Annotated in this window: 16 protein-coding genes; 10 read left to right on the top strand and 6 right to left on the bottom strand. The window is 63.7% G+C overall.

Going from position 1 to position 16,265, the window contains the following annotated elements:
• Positions 1-5: 5 nt before the first annotated feature.
• The 3 genes from znuB to zur are packed head-to-tail and all read right to left on the bottom strand — an operon-like array spanning position 6 to position 2,036.
• A complete protein-coding gene (znuB, locus tag AC3WL2_RS03395; RefSeq protein WP_102683011.1) occupies positions 6-788 on the bottom strand; it encodes a zinc ABC transporter permease subunit ZnuB in 783 nt (260 codons plus the stop codon).
• A complete protein-coding gene (znuC, locus tag AC3WL2_RS03400; protein ID WP_102683012.1) occupies positions 781-1,554 on the bottom strand; it encodes a zinc ABC transporter ATP-binding protein ZnuC in 774 nt (257 codons plus the stop codon). Before znuC ends, znuB begins: the two co-directional genes overlap by 8 nt.
• Entirely contained in the window at positions 1,551-2,036 is a 486-nt protein-coding gene (zur, locus tag AC3WL2_RS03405; protein ID WP_046853615.1) for a zinc uptake transcriptional repressor Zur, read from the bottom strand. Before zur ends, znuC begins: the two co-directional genes overlap by 4 nt.
• Positions 2,037-2,054: 18 nt before the next feature.
• Between zur and AC3WL2_RS03410 the strand changes: the two genes are divergently transcribed.
• Complete coding sequence (locus tag AC3WL2_RS03410) at positions 2,055-3,011, top strand: zinc ABC transporter substrate-binding protein (RefSeq protein WP_102683013.1); 957 nt, start codon at positions 2,055-2,057, stop codon at positions 3,009-3,011.
• A 104-nt stretch (positions 3,012-3,115) separates the two neighbouring features.
• Here AC3WL2_RS03410 and AC3WL2_RS03415 read toward each other — a convergent pair whose 3' ends face one another.
• Together AC3WL2_RS03415 and AC3WL2_RS03420 are read right to left on the bottom strand one after the other, a co-directional pair.
• The gene (locus AC3WL2_RS03415) at positions 3,116-4,066 is read right to left on the bottom strand and encodes a homoserine kinase (RefSeq protein ID WP_102683014.1); all 951 of its coding nucleotides are present in this window, start codon (positions 4,064-4,066) and stop codon (positions 3,116-3,118) included.
• A gap of 72 nt (positions 4,067-4,138) precedes the next feature.
• The gene (locus AC3WL2_RS03420; RefSeq protein ID WP_046853618.1) at positions 4,139-4,426 is read right to left on the bottom strand and encodes a DUF2782 domain-containing protein; all 288 of its coding nucleotides are present in this window, start codon (positions 4,424-4,426) and stop codon (positions 4,139-4,141) included.
• 74 nt (positions 4,427-4,500) lie between these two features.
• Here AC3WL2_RS03420 and polA point away from each other — a divergent pair, with 74 nt between their 5' ends.
• A complete protein-coding gene (gene polA, locus AC3WL2_RS03425) occupies positions 4,501-7,248 on the top strand; it encodes a DNA polymerase I (RefSeq protein ID WP_102683015.1) in 2,748 nt (915 codons plus the stop codon).
• 382 nt (positions 7,249-7,630) lie between these two features.
• Here polA and yihA read toward each other — a convergent pair whose 3' ends face one another.
• Positions 7,631-8,263 (bottom strand): ribosome biogenesis GTP-binding protein YihA/YsxC, encoded by a 633-nt coding sequence (gene yihA, locus AC3WL2_RS03430; RefSeq protein WP_023629403.1) that lies wholly within the window; start codon positions 8,261-8,263, stop codon positions 7,631-7,633.
• 208 nt (positions 8,264-8,471) lie between these two features.
• Between yihA and AC3WL2_RS03435 the strand changes: the two genes are divergently transcribed.
• The 8 genes from AC3WL2_RS03435 (at position 8,472) to AC3WL2_RS03470 (ending at position 16,259) form a co-directional block, all read left to right on the top strand.
• Positions 8,472-8,774 (top strand): c-type cytochrome, encoded by a 303-nt coding sequence (locus AC3WL2_RS03435; protein WP_031314666.1) that lies wholly within the window; start codon positions 8,472-8,474, stop codon positions 8,772-8,774.
• A 31-nt stretch (positions 8,775-8,805) separates the two neighbouring features.
• Entirely contained in the window at positions 8,806-9,423 is a 618-nt protein-coding gene (locus AC3WL2_RS03440; protein ID WP_102683016.1) for a c-type cytochrome, read from the top strand.
• Between the two features lie 165 nt (positions 9,424-9,588).
• Positions 9,589-10,221: a thiol:disulfide interchange protein DsbA gene (gene dsbA / locus AC3WL2_RS03445; protein WP_102683017.1), complete on the top strand. Its 633-nt coding sequence runs from the start codon at positions 9,589-9,591 to the stop codon at positions 10,219-10,221.
• A 12-nt stretch (positions 10,222-10,233) separates the two neighbouring features.
• Positions 10,234-11,088 (top strand): endonuclease/exonuclease/phosphatase family protein, encoded by an 855-nt coding sequence (locus AC3WL2_RS03450; RefSeq protein WP_102683018.1) that lies wholly within the window; start codon positions 10,234-10,236, stop codon positions 11,086-11,088.
• Between the two features lie 96 nt (positions 11,089-11,184).
• On the top strand, positions 11,185-13,185 hold the full coding sequence (locus tag AC3WL2_RS03455; protein ID WP_102683019.1) for a GGDEF domain-containing protein: 2,001 nt from the start codon (positions 11,185-11,187) through the stop codon (positions 13,183-13,185).
• 30 nt (positions 13,186-13,215) lie between these two features.
• Positions 13,216-13,686, top strand: coding sequence for a hypothetical protein (locus tag AC3WL2_RS03460; protein WP_139674599.1), 471 nt, complete (start codon positions 13,216-13,218; stop codon positions 13,684-13,686).
• Positions 13,687-13,752: 66 nt separating this feature from the next.
• The gene (locus tag AC3WL2_RS03465) at positions 13,753-14,529 is read left to right on the top strand and encodes an N-acetylmuramoyl-L-alanine amidase (protein ID WP_207238317.1); all 777 of its coding nucleotides are present in this window, start codon (positions 13,753-13,755) and stop codon (positions 14,527-14,529) included.
• Positions 14,530-14,639: 110 nt separating this feature from the next.
• Positions 14,640-16,259 carry an EAL domain-containing protein gene (locus tag AC3WL2_RS03470; RefSeq protein WP_102683021.1) on the top strand — a complete coding sequence of 540 codons (1,620 nt, stop codon included), beginning with the start codon at positions 14,640-14,642 and terminating at the stop codon, positions 16,257-16,259.
• The last annotated feature ends 6 nt before the right edge of the window (positions 16,260-16,265 follow it).

The following is a 16,265-nucleotide window of genomic DNA, read 5'->3' on the forward strand; positions in this document are numbered from 1 at the left end:
AAAATTCAGCGTTTCGGCAACGCCAGGCTCAGCAAGAATAGCACTGCCGCACAGACCACGATCGAAGGCCCGGCCGGGGTGTCCTTGAACCAGGACAGCGCCAGGCCCCCGCAGACCGCAGAAACGCCAAGCAGGCTGGCGCCCACGGCCATCTGCTCCGGTGAGCGGGCGTGACGCTGTGCCGCGGCGGCCGGGATGATCAGCAGCGAGGTGATCAGCAGCACGCCGACGATCTTCATCGCCACCGCGATCACCACGGCTATCAGCAGCATCAGCGCCAGGCGCAGGCCGGCCACTGGCAGGCCTTCGACCGTCGCCAGTTCCTCGTGCACGGTCACCGCCAGCAGTGGTCGCCAGAACATCGCCAGCAGCACCAGTACCAAGGCGCTGCCGCCGAGGATCCAGGCAAGGTCGGTAGGGCTGATTGCCAGCAGGTCACCGAATAGGTAGGCCATCAGGTCGATGCGCACATCGTGCATGAAGCTCAGCACCACCAGCCCCAGCGACAGCGTGCTGGGGGCGAGGATACCGAGCAGGGTGTCCGAGGCCAGCGGCTGGCGCTGCTGCAGGGTCACCAGCAGGATCGCCAGCAGCAGGCAGCCGACGGTCACCGCCAGTGCCGGGCTGACGTCCAAGGCGAAGCCCAGGGCCACGCCGAGCAGCGCGGCATGGGACAGGGTGTCGCCGAAATAGGCCATGCGCCGCCACACCACGAACGAGCCCAGGGGCCCGGCGACCAACGCCAGGGATATACCGGCAAGCAGGGCGTAGAGAAGAAAATCAGCCATGCTTGCAGTGCTCTCCGTGAACATGGGCGCCGGGGGCGATCACCGAACCGTGCAGGTCGTGGCTGTGATCGTGATGGTGGTGATAGATGGCCAGGCTCGGGGCGTTCTGGCCGAACAGCTCGACGAAGGCCGGGTCGTTGCTGACCTGCTCCGGGTGGCCCGAGCAGCACACGTGGCGGTTGAGGCAGACCACCTGGTCGGTGGCGCTCATGACCAGGTGCAGGTCATGGGAAACCATCAGCACGCCGCAGCCGTGGCGGTCGCGCAGGCGAGTGATCAGGTTGTACAGCTCGGTCTGGCCAACTACGTCGACACCCTGTACCGGTTCGTCGAGTACCAGCAGCTCGGGCTCGCGCAGCAGCGCGCGGGCCAACAGCACACGCTGCATCTCGCCACCGGAGATGGTCTGGATCGGGTTGTCGATCACCTGCTCGGCGCCGACTTCCTGCAACGCCGCCAAGGCTGCCGCACGGTCTACACCGGGCACCAGGCGCAGGAAGCGCAGCACCGACAAGGGCAATGTGGCGTCCACCTGGATCTTTTGCGGCATGTAGCCGATGCGCAGCCTGGGCTTGCGCCACACTTTGCCGCGATGCGGCTTGAGCAGCCCCAGCACGGCGCGCACCAGGGTGGTCTTGCCGGCGCCGTTGGGACCGATCAGGGTAACGATCTGGCCCGGTGCCACCGCCAGGTCGATGCTGTCGAGCACCGCTTCGCCAGCGAAGCTGACACCGACTTGCTCGAGGCGGATCAGGGCATCGCTCATGCCTTGCCCCGGCAGTTGCCGCACAGGCCGACCACTTCGACGGTTTGCGTCTCGACCGCAAAGCCCACGGCATTGGCGCTGCTGACGATGGCGTCGCTGATGCTGTTCTGCTCCAGCTCGATGGCGACATGACATTCGCGGCAGATCAGGAACTGCCCCTGGTGCGCGTGCTCGGGGTGGCTGCAGCCAATAAAGGCATTGAGCGAGGCGATGCGGTGCACCAGGCCATTTTCCAGAAGGAAGTCCAGGGCACGATAGACGGTCGGTGGCGCGGCGCGGCGGCCGTCCTGCTCGCTGAGCACGGCGAGGATATCGTAGGCGCCCAGCGGCTTGTGGCTCTGCCACACCAGCTCCAGCACGCGGCGGCGCAGGGCGGTCAGGCGCAGGCCCTGACGGTTGCACAGCGCGTCGGCCTCGGCCAGCGCACTGTGGACGCAATGGGAGTGATCGTGGGGACGGTGGGCCAGCGGCGTGATGGACATGGGCAGCGACGGTTCAGGATGGAGACGTTATTATGTTACCTGTTTCTGACGACCCGAGTATCCACCGTGTCCCGAATCCTTGCCCTCTTTGTCGCTTTCATCGCTTTTTCGGCGCACGCCGACGTGCGCGTGCTGACCAGCATCAAGCCCCTGCAACAGATCGCCGCCGCCGTTCAGGACGGTGTCGGCAGCGCCGATGTGCTGCTGCCGCCGGGCGCCTCCCCGCACAACTATGCACTGCGTCCCTCCGACGTGCGCAAGGTCGCCGATGCCGACCTGCTGTACTGGATCGGCCCGGACATGGAAGGTTTCCTGCCCCGCGTGCTGAAGAGCCGCGCCAAGCCGACCGTGGCCGTGCAGTCGCTGTCGGGCATGCAGTTGCGTCATTTCGGCGAGGACAGCCACTCCCATGACGAGGAAGACCACGACGATCATGACCACGACCACCGTCCGGGCAGCCTCGATGCACACCTGTGGCTGTCGTCGCTGAATGCCCGGGTGATCGCGACGAAGATGGCTGGGGACCTGGCAGCGGCCGACCCGGCCAATGCCCCGCGCTACCAGGCCAACCTCAAGCGGTTCGTCGAGCGCCTGGATGCCCTGGATGCGCGCATCAAGCAGCGTGTGGCGGGGATCGCCGGCAAGCCTTACTTCGTGTTTCACGAGGCGTTCGACTACTTCGAGGCCGCCTATGGCCTGAAGCACACTGGCGTGTTCAGCGTGGCGTCCGAGGTGCAGCCGGGCGCGCAGCACGTCGCCGCCATGCGTAAGCGCTTGCAGGCGGTGGGCAAGACCTGCGTGTTCAGCGAGCCACCGCTGAGGCCGCGCCTGGCCGAGACGCTGACGGCCGGGTTGCCGGTGCGGTTGGCCGAGTTGGATGCGCTGGGTGGCACCGACAAGGTGGATGGCAAGGGCTATGAGCGCTTGCTGGAGAAGCTCGGCGGTGATTTGGTCGGCTGCCTGGAACAGCTCTGAGGCTGTAGGCGGACCAGGTGGCAGTGGGCTTGCCCCGCGATAGCGTTGGCAGGCCCAGCGCTATCGCGGGGCAGGCCCGCTCCCACAAATGCCGCTATTGCCTATCAGAGCGCGAACGGCAGCTTCAGCGCCACCTGCTGGCGTTGCGCCAGGCGCACCTCGAACTCGCTAGGGTCATGGATCATTACGTCCATCCCGGCGAACGCCTGCGCCGCGATCAGGCGCGACAGCCAGAAGCGCACGCACGCCACCCGCAGCATCACCGGCCACAGCTCCGCTTCAGCGGCGGTGAACGGCCGCAGTGCCGCGTAGGCGCCCAGCAATGCCTGGGCGCGTGGCAGGTCGATACCACTCTGCTCGTCCAGGCACCAGTCGTTCACGGTGATGGCGATGTCGTACAGCATCGGCCCGGAGCAAGCATTGTAGAAGTCGATCAGCCCGGTCAGGTGAGTGCCTTCGAACATCACGTTGTCACGGAACAGGTCGGCGTGCAGGTTGGCCTTGGGCAGGGCGAGGATCTGCGCCTTGTGCGCGGTGATTTCCGCCAGTGCCGGTTGCAACAGCCCGGCTTGCTCCCGGTTCAGGCTCGGCAGCAGCTCGGCGCCCGATTCCAGCATCCAGTCCAGGCCACGGTCGGTGCGGCGCTCGATGATGCGCTCGCGGGTGGCCAGGTGAATGTGGGCCAGCAACTCGCCGACCTGGGCGCAATGCTGGTTGTTCGGCAGCTTGACGTGCTTGCCCGACAGTCGCGGCTGCAGCAGCGCAGGCTTGCCGCACAGTTCGCGCAGGCCATGCCCTTCGCGGTCGCGCAGGGCGTAGGGCACGGGCATGTCGGCATCGTGCAGCACGTCGAGCAGTTCGATGAAGAACGGCATGTCTTCAGCCGGCCCACGCTCGATCAGTGTGAGGACGAACTCCCCTTTTTCCAGGCTGACGAAGAAATTGCTGTTCTCGGTACCGGCGGCGATGCCCTGGAAGTCGAGCAGGCGGCCCAGCTCGTATGGCGCCAGAAAGGTTTCCAGCTCAGGCCGGGACACAGGGGTGAAGACTGACATGTTGAAGAATTGCCCATGCGGGCACTTCCGCCCGGAAGTGCCTGGTTGATAAGAACGATACGCGTTACTAGCTTACCACTCGAAGATCTTCCAGGACGGAATCAGCATGTCCGGCTGGTCGGAACGAATGAAATTGCCTTCGGAGCCATCGGCGCGTACCAGGAAATAAGGCTTGCCGTTCTTCGGCGTGACCTTGATCGCATACAGGAAACCGTTTTGCCGGTACTCCTGGATGGTTTTATCGCCTTCCGTGCGAATGGTTACATCGGGATCGGCCGATGGGGCTTCGTCCGCCGCCTGGGTGACGACTGGCATGGTGGCCAGCAGACCGAGCAGTAACAGGCGATTGAGTGTGCGCATGATAACCTAGTCCTTTTGTCGTCATTGATCCGGCTATTCTAGCGCCGGACCCGTCGAAAAGGTTGATTCTCCTCATGAGCCAAGCGCCCCTCGTCCTGGTGGACGGTTCGTCCTACCTCTACCGCGCCTTCCACGCGCTGCCGCCGCTGACCACCTCCAAAGGCATGCCCACCGGCGCGGTCAAGGGCGTGCTGAACATGCTCAAGAGCCTGCGCAAGCAGTACCCGGACAGCCTGTTCGCAGTGGTCTTCGATGCCAAGGGCGGGACCTTCCGCGATGCCATGTTCGCCGAGTACAAGGCCAACCGCCCGAGCATGCCCGACGACCTGCGGGTGCAGGTCGAACCGCTGCACGCCAGCGTTCGTGCACTGGGCTACCCGCTGTTGTGCGTCGAAGGCGTGGAGGCCGACGACGTGATCGGCACCCTGGCGCGCAGCAGCGCCGCCGCCGGCCGCCCGGTGATCATCTCGACCGGCGACAAGGACATGGCCCAGTTGGTGGACGGCCACGTTACCCTCGTCAATACCATGACCGGTAGCGTGCTCGATGTCGCTGGCGTGCACGAGAAGTTCGGCGTAGGGCCCGAACACATCATCGATTTTCTCGCCCTGATGGGCGACAAGGTCGACAACATTCCCGGCGTGCCGGGCGTTGGCGAAAAGACCGCGGTGGGCCTGCTGACCGGTATCGGTGGCGGCCTGAGCGATGTGTACCAGAACCTGGACAAGGTGCCGGGCCTGGCCATTCGAGGCGCCAAGACCCTCGCCGCCAAGCTCGAGGAGCACCGCGACGCGGCCTTCCTCTCCTACGAGTTGGCCACCATCAAGTGCGATGTCGAGCTGGATGTCGAGGTGGACGCCCTGGTCTGTGGCGAACCCGACCGTGAAGCACTGATGGCGCTCTATACCGAGATGGAGTTCAAGAGCTGGGTTGCCGAAGTCCAGCGCAGCGCGCCCCAAGCCGGTAATGGCGCCGCTGTCGCCGAGGCTGTTGCCGAGAAGGTCGAGCCGAAGTACGAAACCATTCTCGACCAGGCTCGCTTCGACGTCTGGCTGGAAAAGCTGCGCCAGGCGCCGCTGTTCGCCTTCGATACGGAAACCACCGGCCTGGACGCCCAGCAGGCGCAGATCGTCGGCCTGTCGTTCGCCGTCGAGCCCCATGAAGCCGCCTATGTGCCCCTGGCCCACGACTACGAAGGCGCTCCGGCCCAGCTGGACCGCGAGCGTGTGCTGCTGGCGCTCAAGCCACTGCTGGAGGACCCGGCCAAGGGCAAGATCGGCCAGAACGCCAAGTACGACATCAACATCCTGGCCAACGGCAGCCCGGCCATCCTGATGCGCGGCGTGGCCTACGACACCATGCTCGAGTCCTACGTGCTCGACTCCACCGCCACCCGTCACGACATGGACAGCTTGGCGCAGAAGTATCTGGACCACACCACCATCGCCTTCGAGGATATCGCCGGCAAGGGCGCCAAGCAGCTGACCTTCAACCAGATCCCGCTGGACAAGGCCGGCCCCTACGCCGCCGAGGACGCCGATATCACCCTGCGCCTGCACCATGCGCTGCAGGCACGGCTGGCCCAGACGCCCAGCGTGCTGCCGGTGCTGATGGATATCGAGATGCCGCTGGTGCCGGTGCTGGCGAAGATCGAGCGCCAGGGCGCGCTGGTCGATGCCGGGCTGCTCGGCGTGCAGAGCGGTGAGCTGGGAGCGAAGCTGGTCGAGCTGGAGCGTGAGGCGTATGCGCTGGCCGGCGAGGAATTCAACCTGGGCTCGCCCAAGCAGCTCGGTGCGATTCTCTACGACAAGCTGGGCATGCCGGTGCTGAGCAAGACCGCCAAGGGCCAGCCGTCCACCGCCGAGGCGGTTCTGGATGACCTGGCCGAGCAGGGCTACCCGCTGCCCAAGGTGCTGATGCAGTACCGCAGCCTGAGCAAGCTCAAGAGCACCTACACCGACAAGTTGCCGTTGCAGATCAACCCGCGTACCGGACGCATCCATACCTCGTATCAGCAGGCGGTGGCTGCCACCGGTCGCCTGTCGTCCAGCGACCCCAACCTGCAGAACATCCCGATCCGCACCGCCGAGGGCCGGCGCATTCGCCAGGCTTTCGTGGCCAGCCCCGGCTACAAACTGCTGGCGGCGGACTATTCGCAGATCGAGCTGCGTATCATGGCCCATCTGGCCAAGGACGAAGGGCTGCTGCACGCCTTCCGCAACGACCTTGACGTGCACCGCGCCACCGCCGCGGAAGTGTTCGGTGTCGCCCTCGAGAACGTCACCACCGACCAGCGCCGTAGCGCCAAGGCGATTAACTTTGGCCTGATCTATGGCATGAGCGCATTTGGCCTGGCCAAGCAGATCGGCGTTGATCGCAAGCAGTCCCAGGACTACATCGACCGTTATTTCGCCCGTTACCCAGGCGTGCTGGCCTATATGGAGCGCACCCGCGCCCAGGCCGCTGAAAAGGGCTTCGTCGAAACCCTGTTCGGGCGTCGCCTGTACCTGCCGGACATCAACGCCAAGAACCCGGCCTTGCGCAAAGGCGCCGAGCGCACCGCGATCAACGCGCCTATGCAGGGCACCGCGGCAGACATCATCAAGCGCGCGATGGTGGCGGTGGACAACTGGCTGACCGAGAGCGGGCTGGATGCGCGGGTGATCCTGCAGGTGCACGACGAACTGGTGCTCGAGGTGCGCGAAGACCTGGTCGACCAGGTGAAAGCCGAGATTAGGGTCCACATGAGCGGCGCGGCGCAGTTGGACGTGCCGTTGCTGGTGGAAGCGGGTGTTGGCTCGAATTGGGACGAAGCTCACTAAACGCAGCGTGAAAGCTGTGTAGGATCTGCGGCGTAGTGTCGCGGATCCGGCGCAGGCCTGGGGCCTTAGATCGAGAGTTTCATGAAACTATCGCAAATAGTTTCCAGGGGCTCGGAACTAAACCGGTGAACCGCCACTCAGAGGTACTGAATGGCTGGTGAAGCCTTTCGATGCTCCTATGTTGTGTTAAGTGTTGGCAGATATCTGGACCCCGCCCTAGCGGTCCGGACTTGGACCCCGAACTTCCCCCTCCCCATACGAAGTCCGGGGTTTTTTTTGCCCGGAATTCGGCGTCATGTCTGCCTGGGCTCGTGGGGGCGGGCTTGCCTCGCGACAGGGCCATCGCGGGGCAAGCCCGCTCCCACGAAAGCCTCACTCGAGCTCAGACAGCCGGCTTGTCTTCCAGCTCCATCCAGTCCGCCAGCACGCGATAGGCCTCTTCCAGGCCCAGGCGCTTGGGCGCCGAAAACAGCTGGATGGTCGCGGTGTCGCCCCAGCCCTTGCGAATCTCCGACTGCACCTTGAGCAAAGTGTTCTTGCCCGCGCCGTGAGTCAGCTTGTCGGCCTTGGTCAGCAGGATGTGCATCGGCATGCCGCTGGCCTTGGCCCAGTCGAGCATCATCTTGTCGAAGTCGGTCATCGGATGGCGGGTATCCATCATCAGGATGATCCCGCGCAGGCACTCGCGGCTGCCCAGGTAGGCTTCCAGGTGTTTCTGCCAGTGCTGCTTGAGCGGAATCGGCACTTTTGCATAACCGTAGCCCGGCAGGTCGACCAAACGCCGTTCATCGTCCAGACTGAAGAAATTCAGCAGCTGGGTGCGGCCGGGGGTCTTCGAGGTACGCGCCAGGCTGGCGTGGGTCAGGGTGTTGAGGGCGCTGGATTTACCGGCGTTGGAACGGCCGGCGAAAGCCACCTCGTAACCCTGGTCTTCGGGGCATTGTTCGACCTTGGCGGCGCTGAGGGCGAATTTGGCTTTCTGGCAGAGGCCGAGGATGGGGTTCTTGACTTGCATGGGATTTCCGATGTGGGTGTTGCCCAGCGCTGGAGGCGTAGGACCAGGCCTGGCAAGCGGTGTCGTTTCCGTTTGGCTGGCGGAAGTATATAATGCCCCAGTTTTTGTGTGCTCATTCGCCCAGCGAAGGCAATTGAGCATGGGGTGTCGAACAATAGCTCGCGCAACAGAACGCAGCGCGGCCCCCAACCCTGTCAGGTCGTTTCGCATGGCGAAATGGCTGCTTGCTGTCGGTATGTTCCTGCCGTTTTTCAGCGCACAGGCTACACAGGATCCCGAGGCGTTGTACAACCGCACGTGCGCGGCCTGTCACGCCGGACAACTGCCCCAGGCACCCAGAAGCGGTGACCGGGCGGCCTGGGAGCCAAGGCTGGCGCAAGGCATGGCGCAACTGGTGGTGCATGTTACACAGGGTTTCAAGGCTATGCCGCCGCGTGGATTGTGCATGGACTGCAGTGCCGAGGACTACCGTTTGGTCATCCTTTGGATGAGCGGCAGTCCCGATACATAACATTTCACCCTTAGCCGTGTTGGATTAGCTGATGAACAAACTAGTCGTGAGTCTGCTGTTGACCATGGGGGTCGCAGGTGCGGCAACTGCTGCGGGACCCATCAAAGGCGATGCCGCCGCCGGCCAGGCCAAGACAGCTGTCTGTGGGGCCTGTCACAACCCGGACGGCAACAGCCTGGCACCGAATTTCCCGAAGCTCGCCGGCCAAGGTGAGCCCTACCTGAACAAGCAGTTGCACGACATCAAGGACGGCAAGCGTACCGTGCTTGAGATGACCGGCATGCTGGCCAATTTCAACGAACAGGACCTGGCCGACATCGCCGCTTATTTCGCTAGCCAGAAAGGCAGCGTGGGTGCCGCCGATCCGAAGCTCGTCGAGCGTGGCCGTGCCTTGTTCAACGGCGGCAACCTGGAGAAAGGCATGCCGGCCTGTACCGGTTGCCACTCCCCCAACGGCGCAGGCATCGCCCTGGCGAAGTTCCCGCACCTCAGTGGCCAGCACGCGCAGTACGTCAGCAAGCAGCTGACCGACTTCCGCGAAGGCAACCGCACCAACGACGGCGACGCCATGACCATGCGCACCATCGCCGGCAAGCTCAGCAACAAGGACATCGAAGCACTGTCCAGCTACATCCAGGGCCTGCACTGAATTACGCGTTAACACTCGGTTAATGCTTCAGCGCTAAAGATGAAAAGGGCAGCCCACGCTGCCCTTTTTTCTGTCCGTAGCCGTTACACTACAGAACTCGAGCCCTTCCCGACCTGTCCTACACAGGTCGCGTCGAGGCGACCAAAGACTGCTCAGGAGTAAAGCATGCGTAAACTGATTCTCAGCGCTGCGCTGGTCGCCGCCAGCGTATTCGGTATGGCCGCCGTCCAGGCTGCGGAGCCTGTGGCCGGCAAGGAATATATCGAGCTGAGCAACCCCGTGCCGGTGTCGGTGCCAGGCAAGATCGAGGTCGTCGAGCTGTTCTGGTATGGCTGCCCGCACTGCTACCACTTCGAACCGACCATCAACCCTTGGGTCGACAAGCTGCCCAAGGACGTCAATTTCAAGCGCGTCCCTGCCATGTTCGGTGGCCCCTGGGATGCCCACGGCCAGATGTTCCTCACCCTCGAAGCCATGGGTGTTGAGCACAATGTCCACAACGCGGTGTTCGACGCCATCCAGAACAAGCGCATGCGCCTGACCAAACCTGAGGAGATGGCCGACTTCCTGGCCACCCAGGGCGTGGACAAGGACAAGTTCCTCGCCACCTTCAACTCCTTCGCCATCAAGGGCCAGGTCAATCAGGCCAAAGAGCTGGCCAAGAAGTATGAAATCACCGGCGTACCGAGCCTGGTGGTCAACGGCAAGTACCGCTTCGACCTGGGTACCGCCGGTGGTCCGGAAGGCGTGCTGAACGTCGCCGACCAGCTGATCGCCAAGGAGCGCGCCGCTAAGTAAGCGGCGAATGCCATGGGCCGCTTTCGCTCAACCCGAAGCGTCGGCCTGCACCAGCCGCAGGTCAACGAACATCACCTGCAGGCCAGCGGCCTGCCGGCCGATGGTCGCCTGCGGCTGCTCAGTTTCAATATCCAGGTCGGTATCAGTACCGAGCGCTATCGCCACTACGTGACCCGCAGTTGGCAGCACTTGCTGCCGCACAACGGGCGAGCCGGCAACCTGCAGAAGATCGGCGACCTGCTCAACGACTTCGACCTGGTGGCCTTGCAGGAAGCCGATGGTGGCAGCCTACGCACCGGCTTCGTCAACCAGGTGGAGCACCTGGCCCAGCTGGGGGCCTTCCCCTACTGGTACCAGCAGCTCAATCGCAACCTGGGGCGTTTTGCCCAGCACAGCAACGGTGTGCTCAGCCGCCTCAAACCCCAGCACCTGGAAGACCATCCCCTGCCCGGCCCCTCTGGGCGAGGGGCGATCCTCGTGCGTTTCGGCGAAGGTGCCGACGCCCTGATCGTGGTGATGATGCACCTGGCGCTCGGCTCCAAGACGCGCGCCCGCCAGCTGGCCTATATCCGCGAGCTGATCGGTGGCTATCGCCACCAGATCCTCATGGGTGACATGAACACCCACGCCAACGACCTGCTTGACCATTCGCCGTTGCGGGATCTCGGGCTTGTCGCTCCTCAGGTCGAGGCCACTTTTCCCAGCTGGCGTCCTCAGCGCTGCCTTGACCACATCCTGCTCAGCCCGAGCCTGACACTGGAGCGTGTCGAGGTATTGGCACAGCCAATTTCCGATCACCTTCCCGTCGCCGTCGAGATCCGATTGCCTGATGCCCTGACTGTGGATACGCTGCCGGTCCTGAGTTAGTCCTGCCTGGGCGAATCCTGCACTCAAGTGTTGGGCTTTTCCGCCGAAATCCAGTGATTGCAGGACTAGATGCCACTACCCGTTGCGGATCCAGGCATGACCGAAGAAGCCGAGCGCTGGAAAGAAAAATACCTCAAGAGCATCGAGCAGCAGGAAAAGCTCGAGCGGCGCTGGGAAGCCCGCCTCGACCTGCTGCGTCGTGGCCTGGTGCGCAGCACCCTGGCGGCGGAAGGTAGCGACAAGATCGTGGACCAGTGCATGAAGGAAATGCGCGAGGTCATCCGCAGCGACAATATGGACGCCGGCCTCGCCGGGCTGATTCCGCGCCTGGAAAAAGCCGTGCTCGACTCCGAGCAGCGCCGCGAAACTCGCATGAACCAGGTTAGCGAGGCGCTGACCGCGCTGGTTACCCAGTTGCAGACCTTGCCCTTGCCGGGCGATGTGGCACGTCCGTTGAAAAAGCTGGCGAAGAAGCTCGACGGTGGCGTCAGCCAGTCCCGCGAGCTACCGCCCTTGCTGGGCGAGCTCAGTGGTTTGCAGGGGCGCGCCCTGGATGCTGTGCAAAAGCCCGATGATGAAGCTCGCCCCGGGTTCCTTCAGCGCCTGTTTGGTGGCCGTGACGAGCCCCAAGGGGAATTGGCGACCGCACCTGTTGCCATCGAGGCGACGTCGCCCGCACCCCAGCCAGCCGCTGCAGCCCCGGTCATCGCACCTGAGCCACAGCCCAGGGATGTCGACGAGCTGCACGCCCTGGCCCCTGTGCCTCAGGCCTTGCCCGAGGCGGCACAGGCAATAGATGACACAGTGCCCGTGGAGCCGGCTGAAGCGGATATCGAATTGCCCGGCCCGGCGCTGGTTGAAACCACGCCGTTGATCGTTGCCGATCCGCACCCCGAAGCCGAGCCTTCGGTGGCCGCGGTTGCCGAACCTGTACCTGAGCCTTTGACTGTCATCGAGTCGGAGCAAGCCGCAACGGATGAACCGGACACAGTGGCGGAGCTGGTCACCGTCGATGATGGCCCCTATGCCCTGCCCGATGCGGTCGAGCCGCCCTACAGCCAGGTTGCCGCCCATATCGAGCAGACGCTGATCGGCCTGCTCGACGACCTGAGCCTGCCCGAGCGCCACAAGGCCCAGGCCTTGGAAATGCGCGAGCGAGTGTCGCGGGGGCTGAACTGGTACGAGCTGATCCCGGTACTGGATGACCTGGCCGTGCTCATGCTGGCGATCACCGACAGCGGCCAGCACGAGTTCGAGGCTTACCTGCAGCAGCTCAACGAGCGCCTGGAAACCTTCCAGAGCCACCTGCACGAAGCCAGCGCCGGCCATGCCGACAACAGCTCCGCCGCCCGGGAGCTCGACAGCCAGCTGCGCGAGCAGGTCGATGGCTTGCAGAGCAGTGTGCAGGGGGCTGCCGATGTCGACAGCCTCAAGCATATCCTGGAGAACCGCCTCGAAGGCCTGTTGGTGACCATGGATGCTCACCAGCACGAGCGTGACCGCCGTGAGCATGAGCTGGCTGGTCGCCTGCACGGATTGGCCGAACGTGTGGCGAGCATGGAGCAGGAGGCACTGGGTTACCGTGAGCACCTTGAAGAGCAGCGGCAGAAAGCGATGATCGATCCGCTGACCGGCCTGCCCAATCGTGCGGCCTGGTCGGAGCGAGTCGAACAGGAAGTACTCGACTGGCAAGAAAACGGCGGCCATCTGGCGATGGCCATCCTTGACCTCGATCATTTCAAGCGCATCAACGACGGCTACGGCCACCTGGCGGGCGACAAAGTGCTCAAGATCGTCGCCGACCAGCTGCGCAAACGCCTGCGTGGCGGTGACTTCATCGCCCGCTTCGGTGGTGAGGAATTCGTCCTGCTGTTGCCGCAAACATCGCCGCCCGCCGCAGCGCAGGTGGTCGAGGCACTGCGTGCGGCGATCGAAGCCTGCCCATTCCACTTCAAGGGCGAACGAGTGGTGATCACTACGTCCATCGGCCTGAGTGCCTTCCGCGCCGGCGAGCGCGGCGACCAAGTGCTCAAGCGCGCGGACGAAGCCTTGTACCGGGCGAAGGACAAGGGGCGTAATCGCGTCGAGCAGGCATAAGTAACTACCGCTTGTGGGGCGTTGCCCTGAATGAAACTGCGTGACGGAAGGCTGGAACTTCAGCCAGAAACCTCCTATTCATTTCCGTCTTGCGAAGTACTGATCATGAAAATCTCTCGTTTGTTGATGGCGTCCTTGATGACGCTGGCGTTTCACAACCTGGCGTTTGCCGAGCAGGTACTGTTTACCGCACACATCAGTCACAAAGGCACGATTTTGAATCAGTCGCCCACATGGATCACTGAGGTCAAACGGGTCGTGCAGAAGGACTACATGACTGAATACACCCTGCTTCTTGACTCAAAAATCACCCAAAGCGATCCGGCGTTCTGCAGCATGTCGCCCATAGATGTCGGGACTTATGAGCGGCTTTTACACGGGCAGGGCAAAGTGATCGGCAAGCCTTCAGTGGAGATGGTGAGGGTCGCTACGCAGTTGGTGGACCTCAAGGGACCTTCCGGCGATAACTCGATGGCGTTTCAGTTGATGTGCGTTCGCTGAGGCGCAAGGCCTGGAGCACGTTATACTGTAGCGCTGTTGTCGGCTCATCATGGCGTGCTCCCTGCAATGAAAACACTCATCACTGCCTTGCTCCTGCTGGTCCTGGCAGGCTGTTCCAGTGGCCTGCGTATCGACCGCAGCCACCCCTCGGCCAATCAGGACAGCCGCATCCAGTTCGTCGTCGTGCACTACACCAACGCGTCGCTGGAGCGCTCCCTCGCCCTGCTGACCCATGGCGAGGTCAGCAGCCATTACCTTATCGGCGACGGCCCGGCCACTGTCTACCAACTGGTAGACGAGAACCGCCGTGCCTGGCACGCAGGGGATAGCCAGTGGCAGGGGCGCACCTGGCTCAATTCCAGCTCCATCGGCATCGAGATCGTCAACGAGGGCTACACGGACACGCCGACCGGGCGTGTCTGGCACCCTTACAGCGAAGCCCAGGTGCAATCGCTGATCGCCCTGCTCAAGGATATCGTCAAGCGCAACAATATCGACCCGCGCCACATCATCGGCCATAGCGACATCGCCCCGCTGCGCAAGCTCGATCCGGGCCCGCTGTTCCCCTGGAAGCGTCTGGCCGAGGCCGGCCTGGGTGTCTGGCCGGATAGCGCTGCGGTGGCGCGGCAACAGGCCTTTTTCGAGGTCAACCCGCCAAGCATCAGCTGGTACCAGCAGCAACTGTCGCGCTTTGGCTATGCCATCGACCAGACCGGTGAACTGGACGTGGCCACCCGGCATGTGATCGCGGCCTTCCAGATGCGTTTCCGCCCGCGGCTGTTCGATGGCACGCCGGATGCACAGACCGCCGCGATGTTGCAGGTGCTTAACCGCAAGCGCTGACCCGAACTTTTCGGACGCTTGGCGCGCAAGCGGGCCAATTCACATGCCCAGCGGCTGCGCCAAGCTTTGATTCCGTTGCTATACCTTTGGTATTCAACTGGATGCCACGCATGCTTGCCCTCTTCGCTACGGTGCGTCAATTTTTCCACCGCCCCTGGCTTTTAGCCGCGCTCGCGGCGTTGGCCAGTGCCGGGCTGTTGCTGGCGATCAGCGTCAACGTTGCCTTGCAACAGATGAAACAAAGTGAAAGCGCGCAGATGAATGCCCAGGGCGAGCGTTTCCTCGAGCGCCTGGAGCAGGTGTTCGGCCAATTGCGCGAGGCTGTGGACCAGCTTCAGGCGCAGCCCCTGCGCGGCTGTGATGCGCTGATGCTGACGCAACTGCAACAGGTGGCGCTGAAGTCGCGGTTCATCTATGAAGCGTCCTATGTGGAGGGTACGCGGGCCTGCTCCAACCGCGGCGACGAGCGGATCATCGAGCCCTTGCGCAGCCCGGATATCCAAGGGCCGACCTACAGCTACTGGCTCAATACCACCACTGAACCCAACGAGAATCTCGCGGCCCTGATGCTGGGCCGTGGCCGCTTCGTCGTCTCCACCTCCCGTGGCCACCTCACCGACGTCGTCGACCTGCCGCCCGGTGGCAGCCTGCTGGTAGTGCTGGATCGGGGTACCCGGGCCATCCCCGTGCTGGGCCCGACGCAACCCTGGCCGCCGACCACCGAATGGCCACCTGCGCAGGGCAAATCCTTGATCGAGCTGCCCGACCGCCTGGTCTATCGCATGTCCACCAAATCACCGGACTACCAGTTGGTGCTGATCGCACCGCGGGCGAGCCTGCCACTGAAGCTCAATGGCCTGCTCTGGTTGCTGTTCCCCGGCAGCCTGGTGTTGGCCGGCTGTATCGGCTGGCTGGTGCTGCAACTGATCCTGCAACGCCGCTCGATGAGCTCGGAGCTGCAGCATGCGCTGCGCCGCGGCGAGCTGCAGGTGCTGTACCAGCCGATCTTCGAACTGGACAGCCGCCGCTGTGTCGGTGCCGAGGCCCTGGTGCGCTGGCGCCGCCCGGACGGCAGCCTGACCAGCCCCGAGCTGTTCATCCCCCTGGCAGAGAACACCGGCCAGATTCGACAGATCACCGACTTCGTCCTGCAACGGGTGCTCGAACAGCTGGGGCAGTTGCTGCGGGCCAACCGCCAGCTCTATATCTCGGTCAACCTGGCGGCCTGCGACGTCATGGCGCCGCGTATAGGCCGGGTGGCGGCGCGGTTGCTGGCGCACCATCGTGTCGCCCCCAGCCAGATCGCCTTCGAGGTGACCGAGCGGGGGCTGATCGATGTGGTGGTTGCGCGGGACAACCTGCAGGCCCTGCGCGCTGTCGGGCACCAGGTGCTGATCGATGACTTCGGTACTGGCTATTGCAGCCTCGCCTACCTGCAGACTCTGCCGGTGGACTGCCTGAAGATCGACAAGTCGTTCATCGATGCCCTGGGCCATGACGCCGCCAGCAGCGGCGTGGCGCCGCACATCATCCGCATGGCCCACGACCTGCACCTGCGGGTGATCGCCGAAGGCATCGAGTGCGAGGACCAGGCGGTGCTGCTCAACAGCGAGGGGGTCAACTACGGGCAAGGGTGGCTGTTCGCCCATCCGCTGAATGCCCGTCAGTTTGCCGAACTGATTACTCGCGGGCGGCGTGTGGCTGGGCGGCGGATCGATGATGAACCTTGAGACTGG

The organism is Pseudomonas sp. FW305-96 (assembly GCF_058783825.1).

Bases quoted from the DNA above. Each gene is read 5' to 3' on its own strand.
- znuB (WP_102683011.1), bottom strand. From the start codon at position 788: ATGGCTGATTTTCTTCTCTACGCCCTGCTTGCCGGTATATCCCTGGCG.
- znuC (WP_102683012.1), bottom strand. From the start codon at position 1,554: ATGAGCGATGCCCTGATCCGCCTCGAGCAAGTCGGTGTCAGCTTCGCT.
- zur (WP_046853615.1), bottom strand. From the start codon at position 2,036: ATGTCCATCACGCCGCTGGCCCACCGTCCCCACGATCACTCCCATTGC.
- AC3WL2_RS03410 (WP_102683013.1), top strand. From the start codon at position 2,055: ATGGAGACGTTATTATGTTACCTGTTTCTGACGACCCGAGTATCCACC.
- AC3WL2_RS03415 (WP_102683014.1), bottom strand. From the start codon at position 4,066: ATGTCAGTCTTCACCCCTGTGTCCCGGCCTGAGCTGGAAACCTTTCTG.
- AC3WL2_RS03420 (WP_046853618.1), bottom strand. From the start codon at position 4,426: ATGCGCACACTCAATCGCCTGTTACTGCTCGGTCTGCTGGCCACCATG.
- polA (WP_102683015.1), top strand. From the start codon at position 4,501: ATGAGCCAAGCGCCCCTCGTCCTGGTGGACGGTTCGTCCTACCTCTAC.
- yihA (WP_023629403.1), bottom strand. From the start codon at position 8,263: ATGCAAGTCAAGAACCCCATCCTCGGCCTCTGCCAGAAAGCCAAATTC.
- AC3WL2_RS03435 (WP_031314666.1), top strand. From the start codon at position 8,472: ATGGCGAAATGGCTGCTTGCTGTCGGTATGTTCCTGCCGTTTTTCAGC.
- AC3WL2_RS03440 (WP_102683016.1), top strand. From the start codon at position 8,806: ATGAACAAACTAGTCGTGAGTCTGCTGTTGACCATGGGGGTCGCAGGT.
- dsbA (WP_102683017.1), top strand. From the start codon at position 9,589: ATGCGTAAACTGATTCTCAGCGCTGCGCTGGTCGCCGCCAGCGTATTC.
- AC3WL2_RS03450 (WP_102683018.1), top strand. From the start codon at position 10,234: ATGGGCCGCTTTCGCTCAACCCGAAGCGTCGGCCTGCACCAGCCGCAG.
- AC3WL2_RS03455 (WP_102683019.1), top strand. From the start codon at position 11,185: ATGACCGAAGAAGCCGAGCGCTGGAAAGAAAAATACCTCAAGAGCATC.
- AC3WL2_RS03460 (WP_139674599.1), top strand. From the start codon at position 13,216: ATGAAACTGCGTGACGGAAGGCTGGAACTTCAGCCAGAAACCTCCTAT.
- AC3WL2_RS03465 (WP_207238317.1), top strand. From the start codon at position 13,753: ATGAAAACACTCATCACTGCCTTGCTCCTGCTGGTCCTGGCAGGCTGT.
- AC3WL2_RS03470 (WP_102683021.1), top strand. From the start codon at position 14,640: ATGCTTGCCCTCTTCGCTACGGTGCGTCAATTTTTCCACCGCCCCTGG.